Source organism: Pedobacter sp. UC225_65 (assembly GCF_042698365.1).
Lineage (GTDB): Bacteria > Bacteroidota > Bacteroidia > Sphingobacteriales > Sphingobacteriaceae > Pedobacter.
Window position 1 is genome coordinate 2631213 of record NZ_CP170550.1, and the last position, 24080, is coordinate 2655292.

The 24080-nt window shown below is 39.1% G+C and carries 24 protein-coding genes and 3 pseudogenes; 16 read left to right on the forward strand and 11 right to left on the reverse strand.

The features are described 5' to 3' along the window. Nucleotides 1-68 precede the first annotated feature (68 nt). Nucleotides 69-992, forward strand: coding sequence for a PfkB family carbohydrate kinase (locus tag ACFJIZ_RS13785; RefSeq protein WP_379085027.1), 924 nt, complete (start codon nucleotides 69-71; stop codon nucleotides 990-992). A gap of 123 nt (nucleotides 993-1115) precedes the next feature. Here the strand turns inward: ACFJIZ_RS13785 and ACFJIZ_RS13790 are convergent, their stop codons facing one another. The 7 genes from ACFJIZ_RS13790 to ACFJIZ_RS13820 form a co-directional block, all read right to left on the reverse strand. Next, nucleotides 1116-1349: a cytochrome b5 domain-containing protein gene (locus tag ACFJIZ_RS13790; protein WP_379085030.1), complete on the reverse strand. Its 234-nt coding sequence runs from the start codon at nucleotides 1347-1349 to the stop codon at nucleotides 1116-1118. Next, a complete protein-coding gene (locus tag ACFJIZ_RS13795; protein ID WP_379085033.1) occupies nucleotides 1349-2026 on the reverse strand; it encodes a lycopene cyclase domain-containing protein in 678 nt (225 codons plus the stop codon). The genes ACFJIZ_RS13790 and ACFJIZ_RS13795 overlap by 1 nt, the downstream gene beginning before the upstream one ends. A gap of 124 nt (nucleotides 2027-2150) precedes the next feature. Continuing rightward, a complete protein-coding gene (locus ACFJIZ_RS13800) occupies nucleotides 2151-2678 on the reverse strand; it encodes an RNA polymerase sigma factor (protein WP_379085036.1) in 528 nt (175 codons plus the stop codon). Between the two features lie 155 nt (nucleotides 2679-2833). Then, on the reverse strand, nucleotides 2834-3031 hold the full coding sequence (locus tag ACFJIZ_RS13805; RefSeq protein ID WP_379094039.1) for a hypothetical protein: 198 nt from the start codon (nucleotides 3029-3031) through the stop codon (nucleotides 2834-2836). After that, nucleotides 3000-3851 carry a UDP-N-acetylmuramate dehydrogenase gene (murB, locus tag ACFJIZ_RS13810; protein WP_379085039.1) on the reverse strand — a complete coding sequence of 284 codons (852 nt, stop codon included), beginning with the start codon at nucleotides 3849-3851 and terminating at the stop codon, nucleotides 3000-3002. Before murB ends, ACFJIZ_RS13805 begins: the two co-directional genes overlap by 32 nt. Nucleotides 3852-4215: 364 nt before the next feature. Beyond that, nucleotides 4216-4515 (reverse strand): hypothetical protein, encoded by a 300-nt coding sequence (locus tag ACFJIZ_RS13815; RefSeq protein ID WP_379085041.1) that lies wholly within the window; start codon nucleotides 4513-4515, stop codon nucleotides 4216-4218. Continuing rightward, nucleotides 4458-4799 carry a TMEM175 family protein gene (locus ACFJIZ_RS13820; protein WP_379085044.1) on the reverse strand — a complete coding sequence of 114 codons (342 nt, stop codon included), beginning with the start codon at nucleotides 4797-4799 and terminating at the stop codon, nucleotides 4458-4460. The genes ACFJIZ_RS13815 and ACFJIZ_RS13820 overlap by 58 nt, the downstream gene beginning before the upstream one ends. Before the next feature lie 195 nt (nucleotides 4800-4994). On the opposite strand from ACFJIZ_RS13820, the gene ACFJIZ_RS13825 reads away from it, so the two are divergent. The 15 genes and pseudogenes from ACFJIZ_RS13825 (at nucleotide 4995) to ACFJIZ_RS13895 (ending at nucleotide 19651) form a co-directional block, all read left to right on the forward strand. Beyond that, nucleotides 4995-5690: a TetR/AcrR family transcriptional regulator gene (locus ACFJIZ_RS13825; RefSeq protein ID WP_379085047.1), complete on the forward strand. Its 696-nt coding sequence runs from the start codon at nucleotides 4995-4997 to the stop codon at nucleotides 5688-5690. A 74-nt stretch (nucleotides 5691-5764) separates the two neighbouring features. Then, a pseudogene (locus tag ACFJIZ_RS13830) lies at nucleotides 5765-7055 on the forward strand (TolC family protein). Between the two features lie 2 nt (nucleotides 7056-7057). Continuing rightward, complete coding sequence (locus tag ACFJIZ_RS13835; RefSeq protein WP_379085050.1) at nucleotides 7058-8125, forward strand: efflux RND transporter periplasmic adaptor subunit; 1068 nt, start codon at nucleotides 7058-7060, stop codon at nucleotides 8123-8125. Nucleotides 8126-8204: 79 nt separating this feature from the next. Continuing rightward, nucleotides 8205-11394, forward strand: a pseudogene (locus ACFJIZ_RS13840) (efflux RND transporter permease subunit). Nucleotides 11395-11667: 273 nt separating this feature from the next. Next, nucleotides 11668-12297 (forward strand): TetR/AcrR family transcriptional regulator, encoded by a 630-nt coding sequence (locus ACFJIZ_RS13845; RefSeq protein ID WP_379085054.1) that lies wholly within the window; start codon nucleotides 11668-11670, stop codon nucleotides 12295-12297. Further along, complete coding sequence (locus tag ACFJIZ_RS13850; protein WP_379085057.1) at nucleotides 12294-13196, forward strand: TolC family protein; 903 nt, start codon at nucleotides 12294-12296, stop codon at nucleotides 13194-13196. The genes ACFJIZ_RS13845 and ACFJIZ_RS13850 overlap by 4 nt, the downstream gene beginning before the upstream one ends. Beyond that, nucleotides 13102-13630 (forward strand): annotated as a pseudogene (locus tag ACFJIZ_RS13855) (TolC family protein). Before ACFJIZ_RS13850 ends, ACFJIZ_RS13855 begins: the two are co-directional and overlap by 95 nt. Before the next feature lie 21 nt (nucleotides 13631-13651). After that, entirely contained in the window at nucleotides 13652-14518 is an 867-nt protein-coding gene (locus tag ACFJIZ_RS13860; protein WP_379085060.1) for an efflux RND transporter periplasmic adaptor subunit, read from the forward strand. Beyond that, on the forward strand, nucleotides 14487-14738 hold the full coding sequence (locus ACFJIZ_RS13865) for a hypothetical protein (RefSeq protein ID WP_379085063.1): 252 nt from the start codon (nucleotides 14487-14489) through the stop codon (nucleotides 14736-14738). Before ACFJIZ_RS13860 ends, ACFJIZ_RS13865 begins: the two co-directional genes overlap by 32 nt. A gap of 102 nt (nucleotides 14739-14840) precedes the next feature. Beyond that, entirely contained in the window at nucleotides 14841-17309 is a 2469-nt protein-coding gene (locus tag ACFJIZ_RS13870) for an efflux RND transporter permease subunit (protein WP_379085066.1), read from the forward strand. A 73-nt stretch (nucleotides 17310-17382) separates the two neighbouring features. Further along, nucleotides 17383-17517 carry a hypothetical protein gene (locus tag ACFJIZ_RS13875; RefSeq protein ID WP_379085068.1) on the forward strand — a complete coding sequence of 45 codons (135 nt, stop codon included), beginning with the start codon at nucleotides 17383-17385 and terminating at the stop codon, nucleotides 17515-17517. Further along, nucleotides 17514-18284 (forward strand): efflux RND transporter permease subunit, encoded by a 771-nt coding sequence (locus ACFJIZ_RS13880; RefSeq protein ID WP_379085070.1) that lies wholly within the window; start codon nucleotides 17514-17516, stop codon nucleotides 18282-18284. The genes ACFJIZ_RS13875 and ACFJIZ_RS13880 overlap by 4 nt, the downstream gene beginning before the upstream one ends. A 146-nt stretch (nucleotides 18285-18430) precedes the next feature. Further along, the gene (locus ACFJIZ_RS13885; RefSeq protein ID WP_379085073.1) at nucleotides 18431-18628 is read left to right on the forward strand and encodes a hypothetical protein; all 198 of its coding nucleotides are present in this window, start codon (nucleotides 18431-18433) and stop codon (nucleotides 18626-18628) included. After that, entirely contained in the window at nucleotides 18628-19113 is a 486-nt protein-coding gene (locus ACFJIZ_RS13890) for an RNA polymerase sigma factor (protein ID WP_379085075.1), read from the forward strand. The genes ACFJIZ_RS13885 and ACFJIZ_RS13890 overlap by 1 nt, the downstream gene beginning before the upstream one ends. Beyond that, nucleotides 19100-19651, forward strand: coding sequence for a hypothetical protein (locus ACFJIZ_RS13895; RefSeq protein WP_379085078.1), 552 nt, complete (start codon nucleotides 19100-19102; stop codon nucleotides 19649-19651). The genes ACFJIZ_RS13890 and ACFJIZ_RS13895 overlap by 14 nt, the downstream gene beginning before the upstream one ends. A gap of 1 nt (nucleotide 19652) precedes the next feature. Here the strand turns inward: ACFJIZ_RS13895 and ACFJIZ_RS13900 are convergent, their stop codons facing one another. From ACFJIZ_RS13900 to ACFJIZ_RS13915, 4 genes are all read right to left on the reverse strand, one after another. After that, nucleotides 19653-20843 carry an MFS transporter gene (locus ACFJIZ_RS13900; RefSeq protein ID WP_379085080.1) on the reverse strand — a complete coding sequence of 397 codons (1191 nt, stop codon included), beginning with the start codon at nucleotides 20841-20843 and terminating at the stop codon, nucleotides 19653-19655. 202 nt (nucleotides 20844-21045) lie between these two features. Beyond that, nucleotides 21046-22077 carry a choice-of-anchor I family protein gene (locus tag ACFJIZ_RS13905; protein ID WP_379085083.1) on the reverse strand — a complete coding sequence of 344 codons (1032 nt, stop codon included), beginning with the start codon at nucleotides 22075-22077 and terminating at the stop codon, nucleotides 21046-21048. After that, nucleotides 21992-22570, reverse strand: coding sequence for a choice-of-anchor I domain-containing protein (locus ACFJIZ_RS13910; RefSeq protein ID WP_379085086.1), 579 nt, complete (start codon nucleotides 22568-22570; stop codon nucleotides 21992-21994). The genes ACFJIZ_RS13905 and ACFJIZ_RS13910 overlap by 86 nt, the downstream gene beginning before the upstream one ends. Nucleotides 22571-22815: 245 nt before the next feature. Next, the gene (locus ACFJIZ_RS13915) at nucleotides 22816-23997 is read right to left on the reverse strand and encodes a serine hydrolase domain-containing protein (protein WP_379085089.1); all 1182 of its coding nucleotides are present in this window, start codon (nucleotides 23995-23997) and stop codon (nucleotides 22816-22818) included. Between the last annotated feature and the right edge of the window lie 83 nt (nucleotides 23998-24080).

Sequence of the window (24080 nt, forward strand, 5' to 3'; positions counted from 1 at the left end):
TAGGGCTTTTAAATTATTTATGCAATATTTGCAGTGAAAAAAAATAAAAAAAATTTAATCTAATACATATGAGCCTGATAATCATAGGTACTGTGGCTTTTGATGCCATCGAAACACCTTTCGGAAAAACGGATAAAATCGTTGGTGGCGCTGCAACATACGCTAGTTTAGCCGCATCTTACTTCTATAACAAAACAAAAATCGTTGCTGTAGTGGGCGATGATTTCAAAAAAGAAGACATCGAAACCTTAAACCAACATGGAATCGATACCGAAGGTCTGCAGATCAAAGAAGGTGAAAAGTCATTTTTTTGGAGTGGAAAATACCACAATGACATGAATAGTCGCGATACTTTGGCTACTGAACTCAATGTATTAGAAAATTTTGACCCTATTATCCCAGAAAGCTATCAAGACTGCGAATACCTGATGTTGGGCAACCTTACCCCTCAAATCCAACAAACGGTAATCAAGAGGTTAAAAAACCGCCCTAAGCTGATTGTTTTGGATACCATGAACTTCTGGATGGACATTATGATGGATGACCTATTGGAAACCATTAAAATGATCGACGTATTGACCATCAACGATGCAGAAGCCCGTCAACTATCTGGCGAGTACTCTTTGGTGAAAGCGGCCAACAAAATCCTGACCATGGGTCCTAAATACCTGATCATTAAAAAAGGTGAGCATGGCGCTTTATTGTTCCACGAAGACAAAATCTTCTCTGCACCTGCCCTACCATTGGCAGATGTATTTGATCCAACAGGCGCAGGTGATACTTTTGCTGGTGGATTTATCGGTTATTTGGCACAAGTAGGTACCGTAAACTTCAACAATATGAAAAATGCCTTGATCTATGGCTCGGCATTGGCATCGTTCTGCGTAGAGAAATTTGGAACAGAACGTTTGTTGGAATTAGAAAAAAGTGCGATTGCAGAAAGATTACAAGAATTTGTAAACCTGAGCAGCTTCGAAATTATACAAGACTAAATAGGAGTATAAAGTAAAAAGTTTAAAGCATAGCCAGACTAGCTTTAAACTTTTTAGCTTAAATTATTCAACTTTCGGACTTTTCAACTCTCTACTCGGAACGCTAGACTCCGGACTTAAAAACTACTTCAACACTCCAATCACTTCAAACTTCTCAAAAACAGTTTCCGTATGCGGTGCATCTGGTAGTTCGGCTGTAAGATCTTGTCCTGCCCAATGTTCGTAATGTTTACCATTTCGCCATAAACGGCTACTTCCCACATCATAGATCTTGCCTTTATAGGCTACCCATATCTGCGGTTTATCCTGTCCATTGCGTAGGGCAAGCTGCTGCTTACTGTATTCGGGCAGTTCCATTACTTGACCTTTTTGTACTTAAAGAACTCAAATACATAAACCGTCAACAACAACATGCCCATGATATAAAAATGGTTTTCTAGGGGAATATCACCTAGTTTGAGCTTGATGGTTTCGGCGGTATCATAAGTTAAGGTAGGTAGGTAGCAAAGCACACCATAGCAGATATAAAAAGGAATCAAACAAACTACATAGGCCCTATAAAAGCGATACATGAACCTCAGTTTGTTAAGGTATTCTATATATAACAATAGCAGAAACAGTACAGAAAAAGTGACAACCGTATACCATTTGGCATAGGCAAAAAAGATAAAGGCTACACAGACTCCTAACATCAGGTTACTGACCGACAAGCTGAATTTCTGTAGGCTATTATTGGGAAACTTAAGGTTAAGGTAATTGTAAACTCCTAAACCAGCAAAGCTGAAGGCAAACAAGAACAAGTATTGCTCTATTGGAACCGACCTATAAGAACTACCAATCAAAAACAAGGGATTAAAGCCCCAAACCCCAAAAATGGTAAAGACTACTGTAATTGCAGAAAAGATAATTCCAGCAACTAATATGGCAGGCACAGCAAACCTCAAGTGTGCTTTATCGAGTACATTTTTATCAAAGGATAAAAAAATGGGAATAAGGATTAGAAATAAATCGAGCAGTAGAAAGCTATAGGTCATTTAAAATTTGATTTGGTTTCAGATTTCAAAAGTATGATTTTATACTTAACCATCCTTAACTACAAATCAATATAAAACAAAAAGGCTCCAAATTGGAGCCTTTTTTATGTTTTTCATTCAAATATTACACCTCTGTAGATGCAAGGTCCTTCGCATAGGTTTTCAAGTATTTTTTAAGTATACCACGTGCTACGTGGATACGTGTTTTAACAGTTCCGATCGGAATTTCCAATTCATCAGCAATTTCGTGGTATTTATAACCTTCAAAATATTTGATAAACGGAACATAATATTCAGGCTGTAAGGTCGCTAAAGCTTTATGGATATCACCCATTACAAATTTGCTCTCTACGGCATTACGTGTAGCGCTATAATGTAGATTGGCTGATGAAATATCTTCACTTTGTGTGATCAAGGTATTTGTTTTAACCATGCGTCTATAGTTATTGATAAACGTATTGCGCATAATGGTAAACAACCAGCCTTTTAAATTTGTTCCCTCTTTAAATTTGCTGTAATAAGTAACCGCCTTAAGCAAGGTATCTTGCACCAAATCATTTGCATCTTCAATATCTTTTGTAAAATTTAAAGCGAATGACTGTAATGAGCCAGAATAATCATGCAATTGGTGGTTAAATTGAAGCTGTGTCATAGTTTTTTAGTTTTAAGTTTTAAAAAGAAACAGAAGCTTAGTGGTTCTAGCAAACTGTCTATAATTATTTAAGCCTATACAACTATGATACCAAAAAAGGCAGAGCATTTAACTTTAAGTTAAAAATCACCTTTAAGCAAGGATAAATCCACTTGTCACAAGATGTTTACCTCGCGTTCTAAACCAACAAGAAATTTGGCATAGACCGTATTTATTATTTGTTCTGAAAAATCATACACCTCTTGTCCACTGGCCCCGCCATGATTAACTAATACTAAAGCCTGGTTTTTCCAAGTCCCGGTCTCACCAACAACAACCCCCTTAAAACCACATTGTTCGATCGAACCATCCAGCGGCCAATTTTACTTTTCCATTGGGTGCAGGATAATGGACAACGTCAGGGAATTTTTGGACAAGCCTCTCAAATTCTTCTACACTGATCACTGGATTTTTAAAAAAACTACCCGCATTACCAATCGTTTTTGGATCAGGTAATTTGCTTACCCTGATCGCTGCAACTACTGCAGAGACATCTGCTATAGTCGGTTCGGTGATGTGTCTATTGGCCAGTTCTGTGGTGATGGCCCCGTAATGTGTTTGTAGTTTTGCTTGTTTACTTAAATGAAATTGTACACTGGTAATGATATATAATCCTTTCAGTTCATTTTTAAAAACACTGTCACGATATCCAAATTTACAATCAGCATGATCAAACGTTTTGATTTTGCCCGTTGCAATCTCAAAGGCCATGCAAGAAGTGAAAACATCTTTTAACTCAACTCCATAAGCACCAATGTTCTGGATGGGTGAAGCACCAACAGTACCCGGAATTAAGCTTAAATTTTCTATACCAGCGAAACCTTGTGCCACACAATAGTTGACCAAGTCGTTCCATACTACGCCCCCACCCGCAACTACACTCACTTCATCACCTTGTATCTGATAACTAATACCAGGGATACTGACCTTTACCACCAAACCTTCAAAGTTTTTGGTAAAAAGCATATTGCTGCCCCCGCCTAAAACCAATAGGTTTTGCGTTTTTGCAATTGGATGGTCAAAAACTTCTTTTAAGTCTGCTTCACTTTTTACTTCCGCAAAGTAGTTGGCATTTACGTCTATACCAAAAGTATTAAATGACTGAAGAGATACGTTTTCTTGCAAAATGGGCATAAATTTAAATTAAAGCACAAAGGTATTAAAATGTTGATCACTTGTTGATGGGTTCATTGGTTCATTGGTTAACTGTCCAATTGTTTAATCGGTTAATTGTCATTGACAACTGTTTATTGTTTAATTGCTCAATTGTTGAGTTGGTTAATTGTTCATTGCCAACGTACAAACTAATAACGGATAACGATCAACTGTCAACCATCTTCGACAAGCTCAGACTAACAAAGCATTGTGTTAGTGGTTCATTAGTTCATTGGTTCATTAGTTCATTGGTTAACTGTCCAATTGTTGAACTGGTTAATTGCGAACTAAAAACTGCCAACTGATAACGAACAACTATCAACTGACAACCAACAACTGACCACTAGCCCTCTTCATGCAAAACATTTTCAATCCTTTTATCAGGCACCAACCAGATCAAGGCCACCAAGATATACAATGCACCAGAAATCCATACATGCACAAAGGCACATGGAATGGCGATGGCGTAACAAACGCAGGAAATTTTACCTTTTATGCCACTTCCAACTGCTTTTGATAAAATCGATTCGTCTCCATGATGTTTGATCAGGATGGAAGTTAAAATGGCATAAGCTATTCCGTTCATCAACAACACAAAGCCATACACCGCCATGGGTGCTGGTGCAAAATGGTTCTCTCCCATCCAAGCAGTAGCAAAGGGATGATCGACAACCAAAAAAGCAGGTGCATATTGGCCCACAACACTGCACCATTTACTTTATTTACCACGGTAAACATATGGTGGTGGTTGTTCCAGTAAATACCCACATAAATAAAACTCAATACGTAACTTAAAAAAACAGGCCACAAAGCCAATAGATCTACAAGTCTGCTCTTTTCGTGAGGAACTTTTAACTCTAATACCATAATGGTAATGATAATGGCGATTACGCCATCGCTAAAAGCTTCTATTCTTCCCTTTTTCATAATTTGATCCTAATCATTTAGCCGAATATAGAAAAATTACATTAAAATTAGATTCATATATTTTCACCTGTAAAAATCCTCATTTCACCGAAAGAACCTATTTCCACCCCTTTTTTGTACTTTCCTTTGTAGCATGGAAACAACACAAACCAGCACAACGATTGCTGAAGAGATCAGAATTTTAATAAGGAAACTTTGGAGTTAAAAAAAGTTTCCATAGTTTTGTCACGTCATTTAGAAATAAAAGAATTGGAAGTAAGGGAATATATAATAGAAGAGGCGGATAAACTTTTTTGCCAATATGGTTTTAAAAGTGTAACGATGGATGACATTGCCAAACATCTAGGCATGTCTAAAAAAACAATTTATCAGAACTTTAGTGATAAGGACGAATTGGTCACCATTCTGATCAAAGAAAAATTGGCTGCTCAAAAGTGTTTAATGAACGAAGCTTACAATAATGCAGAAGATGCGATAGAAGAAATCTTCCTGATGATTGGCAGCATCCACGAAGTATTAAACAATATCAACCCTAAATTATTCTACGACCTGCAGAAGTACCATACGCAAGCCTGGTTGTTTTTTAAGGAATTTAGGGACAAGGCTATTTATGAAACCATCAACAACAATTTAAAGCGTGGAGTAAAAGAAGGACTCTACCGTGCAGACATCAATATCGATATCCTGACACAACTTCGCTTAGACCAATCAGACTTGACTCTTCACCAGCACGAACAATATACCATGAACAAGTACAATATTGCACAGGTTATGGTAGAGCTTACCGAGCATTTCTTATATGGTGTCTGTTCTTTAACCGGACTGGGCCATATCTATGCCAATAAGATGAAGCTACAAACACAGAATACACCTACCGAGATAAACAATTAATTCATTTAACCCAAAAAACAACAAACATGCTTAGAATAAAAACGGCAAAACTTGTAGTGTTCCTGCTTGCAGGCATGGTTTTGCCACAAATTGTAACTGCGCAACAGCAGCTTACCTTAAAAGATGCCCTAATTTTTGCGCTACAGAACAATACCAATACTCGCAAAGCCAGATTAGATATTGACGGCGGAAGGTACAAAGTAGAAGAAGTAAGGGCCCAAGCCTTACCACAACTTACAGGTACAGCTGGCTTAACGTACAATGCCATCATCGGACAACAGGTTGTTGATTTTGGCGGACAATTACAGACCCTTAAGTTTGGCCAGAAGTGGAATTCATCTGCTGGTGTTCAACTTTCGCAACAATTGTTCAACCAACAAGTGTTTACAGGTTTACAAGCTGCAAGATCTAGTGAAGAGTATTATAACCTTACTGCCCAATTAACAGAAGAGCAGATGATCGAGTTGGTAGCCAACAATTATTATCAGGTGTTGGTAAACAGACAACAATTAGGTGTGCTAGACAACAATATCAAGAACATTAAGGTGGTAGAGAAAATTGTGTCTAACCAATATGAAAACGGTTTGGCCAAAAAAATTGATGTAGATCGTATCAAAGTAAACCTAACCAACTTGAACACACAACGTGAACAAGCTGTTAATGCGATTACCATGTTAGAAAACCAATTGAAATTCTCTATGGGGATGCAGATTTCTACACCGATCATCTTGCCGTCTACCGAGTTGACCGAGGTAAGCACCTTACCTCAACTTGCTGCGAGCATTGACCTGTCTAACAGAACAGAAATCAAACTTTTAGATAACCAAGACAAGCTTTTGGCATTGCAAAGAAAGGCATACGTGGCAGAATATTATCCTACATTAGCCTTAACCGGAAACTATACGTATTCTAGTCAGGCCAACGGATTTGACTTTTTAAGCACCAACAGCACCGCTATTGGTTATGGACTTTCTGCGATAGGCTTAACACTTAAGGTGCCTATTTTTAATGGTTTTTTAACCCGTGCTAAGGTACGTCAGGCTGATGTGAACATCAGAAAGGCACAAGAAGACAGGTTAAATACCAAAAACTCGTTGAACATGGCCTACGAAAATGCAAAAATCCAATTGCGCAACAACTTGAACACCATTACTGCACAACGCAAAAATGCAGAGCTGGCGCAAGATCTACAAAAGCACCCAGAACAACTACAATAATGGCTTGGCTTCTTTAACAGACCTGTTAGATACAGAAAACTCGTTAACACAAGCTCAAAACAGCTATACAGAGGCCTTGTTAAATTACAAGATTGCCGAAATACAATTAATAAAATCAAACGGAAACATTAAATCGCTAGTACAATAGAAATGAAAAGAGTAATCACCATCATCATCGTAATTGTTGTTGCCCTTGGCGCAATAGCTTACGTTTTAAGCAACAATAAAAAGAAGAACGAAGAAAAAACCGCATTCATTGCAAAGGGAGGCGGAGCTGTTGCTGTTCGTGTAGCAGATGTAGAGAAAAAAGTTGTTGACCTGGATTTCAATGCAAACGGAAACTTTGCGGCCAATCAAGAACTAAATTTCTTATCAGAAAATGCTGGTCGCGTTACTGCGATTTATGTGAAAGAAGGAGACCGTGTAAGTAAAGGACAGGTTTTGGCCCGTGTTGATGCCGAAATCATCAATACCGATAGAGAAACAGCAGAAGCCAATTATCAAAATGCATTAAGAGACGAAGCCAGGTACCAAAGTTCTTATCAAACTGGGGGTGTAACGCAACAACAGTTAGACCAGGCTAAATTGGCAACGCAAAATGCAAAACTACGCTTACAGGCTTCTCAAAGAAAACTAAGTGATGCAAGCATCAAATCACCGATCAACGGTATCGTAAACAAAAAATACATTGAGGTAGGTGCCTTTGTCACCGCTCAAGGTACACAGTTGTTTGAATTGGTAGATGTTTCTAAACTAAAGCTTAAAGCGAATGTAAACGAATCACAAGTTGCAAACTTAAAGTTGGGCGATCAGATAGCCATCAGATCTTCTGTATTTCCGAATGAAAAATTTAATGGTAAAATCACATTCATCGCTCCAAAAGCAGATGCTACCTTAAACTTCCCTATAGAAATTGAGGTAACCAACAATATCAAAAACAGTTTAAAGGCAGGGATGTACGGTACAGCAGTATTCAACTTCCCTCAACAAGCACCAAGCATATTGATTCCTCGTACTTCATTTGTGGGCAGTGTGAGTAGCAACCAGGTTTTTGTATTGGATAAAACAAACAATACTTCAAAACTGCGTAAAGTAGTAACTGGTCGTATCATCGGAGAGAATGTAGAAATTCTTGACGGCTTAAAAGAAGGTGAAAGCGTAATTACAAGCGGGCAGATCAACTTGGCAGAAGGTACTGCTGTGAGTATAGTTAAATAAATAAAAGCTGTAGTCAGTAGCCTATAGTCGCGATACACCAATCGCAATATAAAATGCTAATTGCATAATACGAATTAAAATGAAGATAACAGATATATCTATAAAAAGGCCTTCGTTGGTAATTGTGGTTTTTACCGCACTTACCCTGCTTGGGCTATTAAGTTACTTTTCGTTGGGTTATGAGTTGTTACCAAAATTCTCAAACAACGTAGTATCTATTTCGACCATCTACCCTGGGGCATCGCCAAATGAGGTAGAAAATACCGTAACCAAGAAAATTGAGGATGCGGTATCATCAATGGAAAACATTAAAAAGATCAACGCCGTATCATTCGAGAGTTTATCTACTGTAACCATTACGTTAACTGATGCAGCTAATATTGACAATGCACTAAATGATGCACAACGTAAGGTAAACGCTATTCTTGCAGACCTACCCGAAGATGTAAAAACACCATCATTAAGTAAGTTCTCTTTGGATGACCTTCCGGTAATCACCATGTCTGCTTCTGCAAATATGGATGATGTGACCTTTTACGACCTGATTGACAAACGAATTGCCCCGGTAATTTCTAGGGTAAATGGTATTGCGCAGGTTAACCTGATTGGTGGTTCCGAGCGCGAGATCCAAGTAGCCATGGATGCCAAGAAACTACAAGGTTATAATCTTTCTGTACCTCAGGTACAACAGATGATCTTGTCGTCTAACTTAGATTTCCCTACCGGTAGTGTTAAAACACAAAACCAAGATGTTTTGATCCGTTTATCAGGAAAATACCAAAACATCGAAGAATTGCGTAACCTGGTATTGACCACCGGAAAAGATGGTGCGCAGATCCGTTTAAGTGATGTTGCCGATGTGCAGGATGCGCAAAAAGAAACAGAAAAACTGGCACGTATCGACCGTAAAGGAGCTATTGCCATCCAGATCATTAAACAAAGTGATGCCAATGCCGTAGAGGTGAGTAAAGGTGTAAAAACCATCATCGAGAAGTTAAAAACAGAATACGCAGGTGATAAATTAGACATCAAGATTGTAAACGATAGTTCAATCTTTACACTTGAATCCGCTAATGCTGTAATTCACGATTTGATTCTAGCGGTAATTTTAGTGGCATTTGTAATGCTTTTCTTCTTGCATAGCTTAAGAAATGCAGTCATCGTAATGGTATCCATCCCTGCATCCCTAGTTGCTACGTTTATCGGAATCAGTTTATTTGGTTTTACCCTCAATTTGATGTCATTATTAGGTCTTTCCCTCGTGGTAGGTATCTTGGTGGATGATGCGATCGTGGTATTGGAGAATATCCAGCGCCACATGGAGATGGGTAAAAACAAGGTAAGAGCAGCTTCAGATGCGACAAGAGAAATTGGTTTTACCGTAGTTTCCATCACGTTTGTAATTGTGGTAGTATTCTTTCCAATTGCCGTAAGTACAGGTTTGGTATCTAACATTTTGCGCCAGTTCTGTATCGTGGTAATTATTGCAACGCTCCTTTCGTTGGTGGCCTCATTTACCATTGTACCATTATTGTTCTCAAGATATGGCAAACTAGAGCGCATTGAAGGCAAAAACATGTTTGGCCGTTTCATTTTATGGTTCGAAAAACAACTTAAAAAATTCACAACCTGGATTACTTCGATCTTAACTTGGTCATTAAACCATAAAAGACGTACCATTTTAATGGTAGTTATTTTATTCGTAGCCTCTCTTTATTTGGCAGTAGCTGGATTTATTGGTAGTGAGTTTTTCCCTAAATCAGATAAAGGCGAGTTTTTGGTACAGATAGAGTTACCTAAAGATGCTCCATTAGAGCAGACCAATTTCTATACACAAAGAGCAGAAGCTTTCTTGCAAAAACAACCAGAAATCGCACAATTGATCACCACCGTTGGTCAGTCCAGTGGGGATATGGGTGGAACACAAGCCACAGCCTACAAATCAGAGAATGAACGTAAAACTGGTTGAACGCAATGAGCGTAAAGGTGTTTCTTCTGATATTTTTGCAACCAAAATGAGCCGTGCTTTGGCTAAAGAACTGGTAGGTGCAAAAGTTAAAACCGTGCCGATCAGTATTTTGGGTATTGCAGAAAACGCACCTATCCAATTGGTGGTAATGGGTTCTGATTTAGATAGCGTGTTAAAATACGCAGAAGGTGCCCAAAAGTTATTGGCAACTATTCCGGGTGCTACAGAGATCAAATTATCTGTAGAAAAAGGAACACCAGAGATCAATGTTAAAGTTGACCGTGATAAGATGTCGGCCTTAGGCCTGACCTTACAAACTGTAGGATCGACCATGCAGACCGCATTTAGTGGTAACACTGATGGTAAATACAGAAAAGGCGAATACGAATATGATATCAATATCCAATATCAGGATTTTGACCGCAAAAATGTGGACGATGTACGTAATCTGATCTTTATCAATGCTGCAGGACAACAAATTAAACTTTCGCAATTTGCTACCATTACCGAAGGTTCTGGACCAAGTCAGTTAGAACGTTTAAATAAATCTACTTCAGTATCTGTTCAAGCGCAATCAATCGGTAGACCAACAGGTACAATCGTTACTGATTTTAAGCAGAAACTCATTGATATGCAGAAAAATGGTAAGCTTAAAGCACCTGTTGGGGTAAGTTATACTTGGGCTGGAGACGAAGAAAACCAAGCTGAAGGTTTTGGTACCTTGGGTATAGCCCTGTTAGCTTCGATAATTTTAGTTTACCTGATCATGGTGGCCTTATATGATAGTTTCATCTATCCATTGGTAGTGATGTTCTCATTACCATTGGCATTGATCGGAGCTTTATTGGCATTGGCCTTAACCAACAACTCCATCGGTATCTTTACCATTTTAGGATTAATTATGTTGATGGGTCTGGTAGCGAAGAATGCGATCATCCTGGTCGATTTTACCAACCACATGAAAGCCGAAGGAAAATCTACAATAGAAGCCTTGATCTTAGCTAACCATGCCCGTTTAAGACCAATCTTAATGACAACCATCGCCATGATCTTTGGTATGCTTCCAATTGCATTGGCCAGTGGTGCTGGTGCCGAGTGGAAAAACGGTTTGGCCTGGGTTATTGTAGGTGGACTAACCAGTTCGCTCTTCCTTACATTGATCGTTGTACCTGTAGTGTACCTGATCTTCGATATCATGTTGGATAAACTAGGTTTCAACAAACAGACCAAAACAATAGATGAGTTGATGGTAGAACCATACGACCATAAAGACGTTCATGAGTACGACTTAGAACATTAATACATTTTCCAATTACAATTTTTAGTTTTTTTTAAAGGAGCCCAAATGGGCTCCTTTTTTTATGTCAAGATCATTTTGGTCTTCTCTTACCCGATTGATTTAATTTGCTCCATTCACCTACCTAAAACCGCTGTTTACCGACAAACTAATTCTTAATTATTAATTAATATTTTCTTTTGTAAATAAAAAATTTTCATAGAAATGTAATGGAAACTTTTAGATTAAAAAAAGTTTCCATAGTTTTGATAGGTAAATTTTTAAGGGGAACTTAGATTGGAAGTAAAAGACTATATAATACAGGAATCAGATAAGCTTTTTTGTCAATATGGCTTTAAAAGTGTTACAATGGATGATATCGCCAAACATTTGGGCATGTCAAAAAAAACAATCTACCAGCATTTCAAGGACAAAGATGAGCTGGTAAACATTTTGATCAAAGACAAACTAAGTGTTCAAGACTGTAACATGGGCCTCAGTGCAAAAAATGCAAGAGATGCTGTTGAAGAAATATTTTTTGCCATAGATAATATGCACGAATTATTAACAGGGATGAATCCTAAGCTTTTTTACGACCTCCAGAAATATCATCCAAAAGCTTGGCTGTATTTTAAAAATTTTAGGGAAAAGAAATTAGGCAAAGTGATTTCCGAAAACTTAGAACGTGGTGTTAAAGAGGGGTTCTACAGAAAAGAAATTAAGATAGATATCCTTGCCCAAATGCGTTTGGCACAAGTTGACATTATTTTTAACCAGCACGATCACTATACCACCAATAAATATACCATCGCTCAAGTTATGATAGAATTAACGGAGCATTTCCTTCAAGGTATCTGTAACCAAAAAGGGATAGAACAAATTAATCAATACAAACAAAAATCTACGCAAGCACAACAACCTTTATGAAACATCAACTTTACATCTTCCTCTTTTGTTTGAGCTGGGCAATACCCACCATGGCGCAGCAAAAAGACACCGTGGCAAGTTTTAGCTTACAAGAGGCGATCTCTTATGCCCAAAAACATCAGGTTAGCATCATCAATGCCCAAATAGACGAGCAGATTGCTAAAAACACGGTTAAACAGACTATCGGTATCGGATTACCACAGGTAAGCGCCAGTGCCAACTTTCAAGACTACCTTAAAGTAGCAACCAGTTTATTACCGGGTGAGTTTTTTAATGCTCCAGGTACTTTTGTACCCGTTAAGTTTGGCGTTAAATACAACTCTTCTATTGGTTTAGACGTTAATCAGCTTTTATTTGATGGCTCTTACCTGGTAGGCCTACAGGCATCCAAAACCTACAAAGAGCTTTCTGTTAAAAGCACCAATCGTACCCGTATCGAAACTGCTGTAGCCGTAAGTAAGGCTTATTATTCGGTATTGGTAAGCACAGAGCAACTCTCATTGATCGATGCCAACTTGGCAAGCCTTACCAAATCGCTAAATGATGCGGATGCCCTATTTAAAAACGGTTTTGCAGAAAAAATTGATGTAGACCGCTTAAGTGTACTTAAAAACAACCTCCTTACCGAAAAAGAGAATGTGATCAGGCTTTTGGCTTTAAACGTAAACGTACTTAAATTTCAGATGGGCATGAGCGTAAACAGTATGCTTACTTTAACTGATAAAATTGGCAGTGTCAACTTGGATAAAACAGTACTCATCAGCGATTCTAGTGCGTATGCAAAAAAGGATCGAGTATTCGTTAATGCAGACCCAAAAGAAACTAAACGATTTAGATGTGAAACGCTACAAAAGTTTGTTTTTGCCATCTTTATCAGCTTTTGGAAGTACATCAGCTAATTTCCAGAATGATAAGTTCGGCGACTTGTACGACACCCGTTTTCCTACCACCGTTATCGGATTGAGATTATCCATTCCTTTAATTTCTGGCGGACAAAAGATCTATCAGCTGCGCAATGCAAAACTTACATCATTAAAGACCCAGAACCAATTGTACGATCTGCAAAATGCCATTAACCTTGAGATTTCACAGGCTCAGACCACCTATTTAAATGGTCAACGCTCTTTAGACAACCAAAAGAGAAACATGGAGCTGGCCAAAGATCTTAAGAGTAAGCAAGATCAAATACGAGCAAGGTGTAGGCTCTAGTTTAGAAGTAACTACTGCTGAAACTTCGCTTAAGGAATCGCAGAACAACTACATCAATGCTTTATACGATATGCTGATCAACAAAGTAAATCTAGACAAAGCACTAGGAAACATAATTTATTAAACCTTACAAAAACACAATACAATGAAGAAATTATTATTCATTTCAGCAATTGCATTTTTAGCAGCATGTTCGCAGCCAAAAGATAAAAAGACTGAATTAGCCGATCTAAAAAAACAACGTGCCGAACTCGATGGCAAAATTGCAAAACTAGAAGCAGAAGTTGGCACCAAAGACTCTGCAGCTACCAAAGACGTCACTGTTTACGATGTAAAAACAGCTCCATTTAACAACTATGTGGAAATTCAAGGTAGAGTTGATGCAGAACAAAATGTACAGGTTAACCCAGAAGCACAAGGTGTGGTAACCTCGGTTTCTGCTGCCATTGGCCAAAATGTAAGCAAAGGACAGGTATTGGCCCAGATAGACGACAAGGTATTGCGTCAGAGCATGGCCCAGTTACAGACACAGATAGACCTAGCCGTTAATCTATACAACCGCCAGAAAAACCTTTGGGACCAAAAAATCGGAACCGAAGTACAGTTTGTAAACGCCAAATCGCAGAAAGAAGGCTTAGAACGCCAAATGGCTGTTTTGAACTCTCAACTGGCCATGTACAAGATCAAAGCTCCGATCAGTGGTACCATTGAGCAAATGGATTTAAAAGTAGGTCAGGCGGTATCTCCAGGTATGTCTTCGATCAGGATCGTAAATGCCAATAGCCTAAAAGCAAAAGCTCAAATTGCCGAATCTTATTTAGGTAGAGTTGGTCAGGGAGATGATGTTGAAGTGATCTTCCCAGATATTCCAGATAGTTTAAGAACCAAGGTTTCTTTCGCTTCTAGGGTAATCGACCAATCTTCACGTAGTTTCGATATCGAGGATCAAATTGCCTTCAAATGCCAAATACCGTGCAAATATGATCGTGGTTTTAAAAGTGGTAGACTATAAAAATCCAAAAGCCATTACCGTTCCAGTAAGTGCGATCCAAAATGCAGAAAATGGTCAATATGTAATTACGGTTGTAAATGGAAAAGCAAAACGTAACCAGATCAAAGTTGGAAGGACCATTGATGGTAAGTCTGAGATTTTATCAGGCTTAACTGCTGGCGACAAAATTGTTGTTTCTGGCATCGAAGATCTGAATGAGGGTGATACAGTTAAATATTAATCAAGGTAAAAAAGAGCGAGCAATTGGATGTGCCTTTAAAGAGTATGTTACTCTAATCTCACCTCCAAAATCTTACTTCTTCATACTCATATCCCAATTAAAATGAAAGACGTTAACAAAGAATTTAAGCCCTCTAGTTGGGCCATAGATAATAAAACAGCAATCTACATCATCACCATCATGATTACGGTAGCTGGTTTGTTTGCCTATAATTCTACTCCAAAAGAAAATTTTCCGGAGGTCATCATCCCAAAAATTTTCATACAAACGGTATACCCAGGTACCTCTCCAGAAAACATGGAAACCTTGGTAACCAAACAATTGGAAAAGCAGATCAAAGGCACGCAAGGACTAAAGAAAGTTACTTCTAACTCTTATCAAGATTTCTCTGTCATTACAGCCGAATTTGGTACAGATGTAGATATCAAAGATGCGAAACAACGTGTAAAAGATGCGGTTGACAAGGCCAAACAAGATCTGCCCAACGATCTTCCAGATGACCCAACAGTACAGGACATCAACTTATCAGACCTTCCAATCATGTATCTGAACATCTCTGGAGATTTCGACCTGAAAAAACTGAAAGAATATGCTGATGATATCCAAGACCGAATCGAAGCATTGCCTGAGATTTCGGGAGTAGATATTGTAGGTGCCTTAGATCCAGAAATGCAGATCACGGTAGACATGAACAAAATGGCTGCAGCAAAGATCTCTTTTACCGATATCCAGAATGCGGTAGGTTACGAAAACGTAAATGGATCTGGTGGTACTGTTAAAATGGATGGCTTGCGCCGTACGTTGAACGTTAAAAAAGAATTCAAAAATGCAGAAGAAATTGCCAACTTGGTGATCAAAACCCCAACAGGCGCAGCTGTTTATCTCAGAGACATTGCTGAAGTTAAAGATGCATTTAAAGAACAGACCAGTTATGCCCGTTTATATGGTAAAAACGTAATTACGCTAAACGTTAAAAAACGTTCTGGTCAAAACCTGATCGAGGCTTCAGACAAGATCAACCAGATCATTACAGAAATGAAAGAGCGGTCGTTGCCAAAAGCACTGGACATTAAAATTACAGGCGACCAATCAGACCAGACCCGTGTAACACTACACGATCTGATCAATACCATCATCATTGGTTTTATTTTGGTAACCATTATCCTGATGTTCTTTATGGGGGTAACCAATGCATTATTCGTAGCGCTTTCGGTTCCACTGTCAATGTTTATCGCTTTCTTAATGATGCCTTTACTTGGAGGCATCATGGGCTTCAGTTTTACCATGAACATGATCGTGCTCTTCTCTTTCCTTTTGGGACTGGGAATTGTGGTAGATGATGCCATTGTGGTAATTGAAAACACCCACCGTATTTTCGACAATGGAAAAGTGCCAATTGTAAAAGCAGCTAAAATGGCGGCAGGCGAAGTATTTGTACCTGTATTTTCGGGTACCTTAACTACTTTGGCTCCCTTCTTCCCATTATTGTTCTGGCCTGGTATTATCGGTAAGTTCATGTACTTCTTACCGTTAACCTTGATCGTAACTTTGTTTGCATCTTTAATTGTGGCCTACATCATCAACCCTGTTTTTGCGGTAGATTTTATGACCCACGATGACCACTCGGCCAATAAAAAACCACACTTTGATAAAGCGGTAAGAAAAAAACTGATCATTTTTGCAGTTTTAGCCTTATTGGCTTACCTGGTTAATTTTGGCTTAGGTAATTTCGTTGTATTTATTGCTATCCTTTACCTGATCAACCATTTCTTTTTAACCAATGCCGTTAAAACGTTCCAGAACAAAATCTGGCCAGGTTTCCAAAATAGATATGTTAAGGTTTTACATTGGGCGGTAGAGCATCCAAAAAAATTGATCTGGGGTACTTTCGGTCTATTCTTTGCCACACTTTTTATCTTTTTTGCATTGGTAATGTCTGGCAGACAAAAAGTGATCTTCTTCCCTTCTGCAGACCCTAACTTTGTGTATGTATATGTAGGTTTACCAGTGGGTACAGATCAAGCTTATACCAATGAAGTAGTTAGAAATGTAGAGCAGAAAGTAACCAATGTGCTTTCTAAAAATGGCAAGGTAGACCCAGTAGTTACCTCTATCATCTCTAACGTTACCAAAGGTGTTACCGATCCACAAGACGAGGACCAGGGAGAATACCCTAACAAGGGGAAAGTAACCGTAGCTTTTGTTGAATTTGGCAAAAGAAATGGTGTAAACACTGCCCAATACCTAGATAAGATCAGAGATGCCGTAAAAGGAATTCCGGGTGCAGAGATTTCTGTAGCCCAAGAACAAGGCGGACCGCCAACAGCTAAACCAATCAGTATCGAAATTACGGGCGACAACCTCGATTCGATTGTACATACTTCAGAAAGGTTGAAAAAATACTTGGTCGACAAACAGATTGCTGGCGTTGAGGAGTTGAAATCAGATTTCCAGAACAATAAACCTGAAGTTGTTTTTGACATTGATAGGGAAAGAGCAAATAGAGAAGGATCTCTTCTGGACAGATTGCCAATGATCTTCGTGCTGCACTTTACGGTCGCGAGATCTTAAATTCAGAGATGAAAAAGAAGATTACGAAATCAATGTTCGCGCAAAAGACGAGCAGAAGAACAACCTAGAGGTATTGCGCAACTTAAAAATGACCTATCGTGATATGGCCATGGGCGGCGAAATCAGACAGGTGCCTATTTCTTCTTTTGTAAACATCCAATATGTAAACACTTATGGAGGTATTAAACGTAAGCAACAAAAAAGATGATCATCTTGTCTTCAAATGTATTGAGCGATGCCAACCCTAATCAGGTAGTGGCCAATGTTGCCCAAGAGGTGAGCCAATTTAAAACGCCAACAGGTGTAGATATCAGAATGGCAGGAGACCAAGAAGAGCAGGCAGAAACCATGGGCTTTTTAGGTACCGCATTCTTAACCGCAATTGGGTTGATCTTGATCATTTTGGTAACCCAATTCAACTCGATCAGTAAACCGATCATTATCTTGGTAGAGGTTTTGTTCAGTTTAATTGGGGTATTGGGTGGCTGTATCTTATTCAACATGCCATTCTCTGTAATGATGTCGATGTTGGGTATAGTAGCCTTAGTAGGTATTGTGGTACGTAACGGGATCTTATTGGTAGAGTTTACCGAACTCTTGATCAGTCAAGGTTATACCGTTAAGGATGCCGTGATCGAAGCGGGCCGTACCCGTATGACACCTGTATTGTTAACCGCAACTGCAACCATGTTGGGTCTAATTCCATTGGCTGTGGGTCTGAACATCGATTTTGTGAAGCTGTTTACTGAACTCAATCCACACTTGTATTTTGGTGGAGACAACGTGGCCTTCTGGGGTCCATTGTCTTGGACAATGATCTTCGGTTTAAGTTTTGCCACCTTCCTGACCTTGATCTTGGTGCCATGTATGTATATCGTAATGGACAAAAACTCAAGAGCGATCAAAGGATGGTTCAAGAAAAAACCAGCAACACCAGCAGTTGAGGCTGCTAATGATGAAGCAACTAGCCATTAAGCTTTAGCTTAACCTCAAAAAATCCCTTTGGCATAAAAACCAGAGGGATTTTTTGTTTTCGACCGTATGGCAAAATCGCATCTATTTTTTCCCCAGTGTAAGTATTCGACCATTTGTGTTACTAATAGGGTTAAAACAATATAACCATGAAAAATTTAATCCTAATCGGTTTCTTATGCTTATCCGCCTGTGGTCAATCTTCTTCGCCTGATGGCCGCTCACAATTAAGAGACACAGAGATCCATAAAGAAATAGAAGCCTTAAAAACCCAACAAAACACTATATTGGATAGTATCAGATCTTTGGACAAACAACTTAAAGCGCTTAAGCAATATAAAAAGTAATGAGTGAAATCGAATTTCTTCAACTACTTTCCCTCAATCAGGGCATTATCTATAAAATATGCAATGTATATGGCAACAGTAAAGAAGATAAAGATGACCTGTTTCAGGAAATAACCTTTCAGGCCTGGAAAGGTTATCCACATTTTAAGGCCAGGTCTAAATTCAGTACCTGGCTCTATCGAATTGCATTGAACACCGCTTTAACTTCTTTCCGTAAAAAAAGACCAATCATCAATTATCTTCCAGAACTGCCAGATTTCATTACAGACGAAGAAAGCACTGTGGCCCAAGCCAGGCAAACTCTTTTGCTAGATGCCATTAAACAATTGAATGAAACCGACAAGGCTGTGATTACCCTATATCTAGAAGAACTCAGTTATCAGGAAATTGCCGACATTATAGGCATTAGCGAAACCAATGTAGGCGTAAAGATAAACCGGATCAAATCAAAACTTCAAAACCTACTCAAAAATGGAAACAACTGACCTAAAGGAGCTTTGGAAGACCATTCCAAACCCCAAAAAGAATACTGAACAATTGGTAGCAATGCTGAAAGAAAGCAACCACCCTATATTAAAAGGAATCAGAAGACAATTGACACTAGAACTCGTTGGCTTTTTAGCCTTTTTGGCCTGTTATTATACCATGTTCGATGGTGCCTACAAGCCCCTATCGAGCAATCTGATCCTGATTTTAGCTATTGTTACACCTATCGTCCATAACCTCAAAGGCTATTGGCTACACCAATACATAAAGGATGCAGCCAATCTTAAAGACAGTCTAAATGCTTATTTAAAAAGAATAAACAATTATGCAACACAGGCTATTGCTACTCGCCTCATCTTTGCGGCCGGTCTGATGTTCTTTTTTACCAACGGATTAAACCTTGGCCCACAAAAACTGCTTTTTGCCAGCTGTGGCATACTCGTTATATTTAGCCTACAACTATTTTTTCTCTATAAGATCTGGAAGAGTAGAATAGATCGGTTAAAAACCAACATCAATGCCTTAACTACCACATAACCTATTTAATGGCACTGATCTTAGCCACGATCACCGAAATCAATAGACCAAAACAACCAATAACCGCATAAGAATAGCGCAGGCTAGAGAGTGCAGAAATATAACCGATCAAAGGTGGACCCATTAAAAAACCAAAATAACTAACCCCCGAAACCATGGCCAAAGCAATACCTGGCGAAACTTTGGTATTGCTACCCGCAATGCTATAAACCATGGGTACAATGCCCGAAACTCCAATGCCCACCAACATAAAGCCTAGGGTTGCAGGCACCAGATATGGAAAAACCACAGAAATGAACATGCCAGTAGAAATAACCACTCCACTTACCTGTAAAGATTTTTTCCGACCATAACGGGCAATTACCTTATCTCCCAAAAACCTGCCTGTAGCCATCATGATCATAAAAGAAGTATAACCCAAGATCACCAAGGCATGTGGCGCCTTTACAATTTCCTTAAAATATACCCCGCTCCAATCGAACATGGCCCCTTCGGTTGCCATGCTACAAAAACCAATGATACCCAACTGTACCAATACCCCCTGAGGCTTGGTAAACAGCTTTGGTTTTTCTGTTTCCTTCGGCTTTTGCCAGCCCAATAAATAACGATAGTTGATTCCGATATGTAACCAAGCCAGAACCGCAATGATACAAAAATGCACATAGGGCGAAAGATGGATGTTGATCATTAACAAACCGATCAATGCTCCAGAAAACCCACCTACGCTCCAAGCGCCATGAAAAGAAGTCATGATGGGTTTACCATAATAACTTTCGCCAGCTACCCCCTGCGTATTCAGGGCAATATTGCAGATGTTACCAGCCACGCCAAACAAAAACAGAAAAAACGCCAATTGCCATCCTGCAGTGGCCAAGCCTAAAACAGTTAAGGCCAAAGCATAAAGTGGTGCGCCGATGGTCAACATTCTTCTACTGCCAAAAATGGTGGTCAGTCTACCAGAGATGGGCATGGTTAACAACTGTCCAAGTGGTAAGGCCAATAAGATACTACCAAGTGCGGCATCAGAAAGTGCCATACTGGCTTTTAGGTCTGGAATCCTACTTGCCCACGATGCAAAACATACACCCTGTCCAAAATAAAACAAAGAAACCGCCAACCTTACTCTTTTTCTACTATAAGGATGGTTTAAAAACGGATTTTCTATAGCCGGAGCTTCAATAATTTCGGACATAACGGGTGTAAGGAGGATGAAAAATGCGGAAGCACAAAGGTCCTTAAATCTATTGGCAAAAGAAAGCCCAAATTATCATCTGGATATAATTATTGTATTGGAATTGTCATGCTGAGCGAAGCGAAGTACCTTACTCTTGCCCCCAAAACAAAAAAACCAGTAATAAATTACTGGTTTTCTATCCTTTTAAAATGTTATATGCTTACAATTTATTCGGTTGATAAAATCTTATCGTACCATCCTCTTCACTTGCAACAATCAGTAAACTTCTACCATTTGGGCTATCTTTAGGTTTCACGAATAACAGACCCTCAGGTGCATCACCTGTTTCAAATACCTGCACAAATTTTGGTGCAGTTGGGACACTGATATCATAGACAGCAATGGCATCCGCACGTTCCATACCAATAAAGGCCATGGTTTTTCCATTAACCTCTGCTACTGTAACGCTTTCAACCTCTACCCCTTTTTTAGGCGAGCGTTTGTCATCGTATTTATTGTTAAGATCCGTTGCTACATGTTGCTCTAGGTCTTTTCCAATATGTGCAACTACAGCACCCGTAGCTGCATTATGTATGCTCATGCTTCTACCACCTACCGCATATAACTCTTCAAAAAAACCATCCTTGTTTTTGCCCGAAGCTTCGGTAATTACCAGTTTACCCATATTGGCATCCAACTGTAAGGTAGCTGCATTAGGAAATTTAGTAGGATCTAATTTTGCCTTTTTTACTGTAGTTTCTTCTTTATAGGCATCGTACTCACGCGTATCGCCCTCATTGGCCAAGGCATAATAACCCGTTCCGTTAGCTGTAAAATAAGAAATGGCATCTGGCAGGTAATACGCTTTAATTGGCCATGTCTTTGCTTCGTATTTATTATCGTCCGTTACATCAAAAGCATTTTCTGCCAAACTGATATCTCTGGTACCCAAAGGTCTGATTTTGGTAATGGCACCCGCTACCAGATCAACTTCTGCAACTGCGTTGTTCTCTTGCAAGGTTACAAAAGCCTTTTTAGAATCTGGAGTAATCGTAACATATTCAGGTTCAATATCCTGTGCAAAACTGGCATTTAAACCAAAGATGCGAAGACCTGCAGCTATTAAGTTTACTTTATCAGATTCGAAACCAGTAAAATCTAATGTTCTAACCGCATAGTTGTTCTTGATGTCGATAATAGAAATAGAACCTATAGGATCGAACGGTATACATGGCATTAGGCTCGCCCTCATTGGCAGAAACGATATAATTCCCATCAGGACTAAAGGTTACCATATCTGGTAAAGCACCCACAGTAATCTTTTTAAGCTCTTCGTAAGTAGACGTTTTAAATACATATACAGTACCATTGTCTTGCTTTACAGTAGCCTCTACCCCAACAGCCAACAAACCGTTTGATACAGCCACACTATTTGCCCATCCTTGGCCCGGAAATTCGATACTTTTTACCTTGGTAACCGTTGGGAAATTGCTCAGGTCGATCACATCAACCTTAGTAGTAGTTTCGTTATTGACCACAAATAACTTTTTGGTCAAAGGATCATAGGCAGAGATTTCGGCAGCTTGAAGTCCACCAAGATCAATCATGGCAACTTGTTTAAAGCTGGCAGGATCTTCTGGAAGAATGGTTTCAACCTCTGGTTCAATAGGCCTATTTTTTGTACAGGCACTCAGGGCAAGTGAAAAAATCACCAAACCCGTCAATAATTTTGTTTTTACGGTCATCTTGTTATCTGTTTATCTTCCCGCAAAATTATTGGCCGCTCTCCTCAACAATGTTTACACAACATTATCATTCCATTAATTTTTAACCATTTAACTGTCCATCAAGACTTAGCAATTTTAATTACATCAACTTTTCGGATCACATGGTTCATCTTCAATTGGAATATTCCAACTTCAATTGACAATACTTTATTGTTAACCCCTATTAAAAGTTATTTATTCGGTTCTCACCAAATTGAGGATAATTAATGGATCGCTCTTCCTACCTGCTGTATAAAACCATGAAAGTTCAGTTTCTTTTGTCGATCACCTAAACGAACGATGATGACCTTGTTTTGCGGATTGATATAAACCGATTGATGGAACATTCCTTGTGCCTTATAATCATAAACCTTATTGGCGTAGAAATATCGCCCGTCTGTATTTCTTTCTACGGGATAAGCTAAGCCTTCTTTATCCAATTGGCTAACGGCGCTTAACGAATCTTTGAAGTATTTAAAATCCCTAGTGGCCCAAAACTGGTTTTTGTACCTGTATTTGGTTAACGAATCGGGGTTGGAAGTAGCCGATACCCATTTTTTGGACACGAGCTGTTGACCTTCCCAATTGCCATTGTTTAAATAAAGTCTACCAATTTTGGCAAAATCGAGCGCAGTAGCATTCAAACAGCAAAAGGCTTTGATGTGGTCTTGGTCGTCCAAACTCCAAAGCGCATCACTTTCTGCACCTAAGGGCTTCCAAAGCCATTCTTGCATTAACCATTGTAAAGGTTTTCCAGTTGCCCGCTCCAATATAAAGGCCAGTACTTGGGTGTTGATGCTCTGGTATTCGAAAACCTTTCCGGGTTCATTTTTCATCTTCAATTTTCCGACTATTTTTTTCAGGTCTGCCCCATAATAACTGCGCGTAATTTTAGAAAAAGGATTGAAAGAACGTTCCGAAAAACGGAAACCGCTACGCATGTCTAACACTTGTTGTATGGTTAAGCGGTTAAAACGCTCATCATTCTTTGCCAATTCTGGCAAGTATTTGATCACCAGTTCATCGGTCGATTTAATCTGACCTCGATTCACGGCAATGCCAACCAAAGTGCCCACAAACGATTTGGCCATCGAAAAGCTAGGTTGTCTGGCCTTCAATGTTGTGCCCTCAGATAGATATTGATAAATGATGCTATCGTTTTTGATCACCAAAAACACATTGGTCTTCGTATCTTTTAATGAAGTGTCCAGCTGTGTTTTTAAGGCCGTATAGGTGTTGTTGGGGAAATTGTTCTTGAAATAAAATGGTGCGGCAGATTGTTGGATGGTTACATTTTCGAACTTGGCACTATCGGCCAGATCCGGGATGAGGTACTTCACAGAACGTAATGGTACGCAGGCAGCTAAAAAGAGTAAAATGGCGACTAGGGAAAAGCTTATTCTCATTAATGCTAAAATACAAAAATCAGCATAGCCCCAAGCAGTTGCGCAAAATATTTACATCCTATTTATACAAAAAAAATCCCACG

Bases quoted from the DNA above. Each gene is read 5' to 3' on its own strand.
- ACFJIZ_RS13895 (WP_379085078.1), top strand. From the start codon at position 19,100: ATGGAAACAACTGACCTAAAGGAGCTTTGGAAGACCATTCCAAACCCC.
- ACFJIZ_RS13860 (WP_379085060.1), top strand. From the start codon at position 13,652: ATGAAGAAATTATTATTCATTTCAGCAATTGCATTTTTAGCAGCATGT.
- ACFJIZ_RS13820 (WP_379085044.1), bottom strand. From the start codon at position 4,799: ATGAAAAAGGGAAGAATAGAAGCTTTTAGCGATGGCGTAATCGCCATT.
- ACFJIZ_RS13865 (WP_379085063.1), top strand. From the start codon at position 14,487: ATGATCGTGGTTTTAAAAGTGGTAGACTATAAAAATCCAAAAGCCATT.
- ACFJIZ_RS13800 (WP_379085036.1), bottom strand. From the start codon at position 2,678: ATGACACAGCTTCAATTTAACCACCAATTGCATGATTATTCTGGCTCA.
- ACFJIZ_RS13785 (WP_379085027.1), top strand. From the start codon at position 69: ATGAGCCTGATAATCATAGGTACTGTGGCTTTTGATGCCATCGAAACA.
- ACFJIZ_RS13890 (WP_379085075.1), top strand. From the start codon at position 18,628: ATGAGTGAAATCGAATTTCTTCAACTACTTTCCCTCAATCAGGGCATT.
- ACFJIZ_RS13850 (WP_379085057.1), top strand. From the start codon at position 12,294: ATGAAACATCAACTTTACATCTTCCTCTTTTGTTTGAGCTGGGCAATA.
- ACFJIZ_RS13910 (WP_379085086.1), bottom strand. From the start codon at position 22,570: ATGACCGTAAAAACAAAATTATTGACGGGTTTGGTGATTTTTTCACTT.
- ACFJIZ_RS13790 (WP_379085030.1), bottom strand. From the start codon at position 1,349: ATGGAACTGCCCGAATACAGTAAGCAGCAGCTTGCCCTACGCAATGGA.
- ACFJIZ_RS13915 (WP_379085089.1), bottom strand. From the start codon at position 23,997: ATGAGAATAAGCTTTTCCCTAGTCGCCATTTTACTCTTTTTAGCTGCC.
- ACFJIZ_RS13870 (WP_379085066.1), top strand. From the start codon at position 14,841: ATGAAAGACGTTAACAAAGAATTTAAGCCCTCTAGTTGGGCCATAGAT.
- ACFJIZ_RS13880 (WP_379085070.1), top strand. From the start codon at position 17,514: ATGATCATCTTGTCTTCAAATGTATTGAGCGATGCCAACCCTAATCAG.
- ACFJIZ_RS13900 (WP_379085080.1), bottom strand. From the start codon at position 20,843: ATGTCCGAAATTATTGAAGCTCCGGCTATAGAAAATCCGTTTTTAAAC.
- ACFJIZ_RS13885 (WP_379085073.1), top strand. From the start codon at position 18,431: ATGAAAAATTTAATCCTAATCGGTTTCTTATGCTTATCCGCCTGTGGT.
- ACFJIZ_RS13815 (WP_379085041.1), bottom strand. From the start codon at position 4,515: ATGGGAGAGAACCATTTTGCACCAGCACCCATGGCGGTGTATGGCTTT.
- murB (WP_379085039.1), bottom strand. From the start codon at position 3,851: ATGCCCATTTTGCAAGAAAACGTATCTCTTCAGTCATTTAATACTTTT.
- ACFJIZ_RS13835 (WP_379085050.1), top strand. From the start codon at position 7,058: ATGAAAAGAGTAATCACCATCATCATCGTAATTGTTGTTGCCCTTGGC.
- ACFJIZ_RS13795 (WP_379085033.1), bottom strand. From the start codon at position 2,026: ATGACCTATAGCTTTCTACTGCTCGATTTATTTCTAATCCTTATTCCC.
- ACFJIZ_RS13905 (WP_379085083.1), bottom strand. From the start codon at position 22,077: ATGAGGGCGAGCCTAATGCCATGTATACCGTTCGATCCTATAGGTTCT.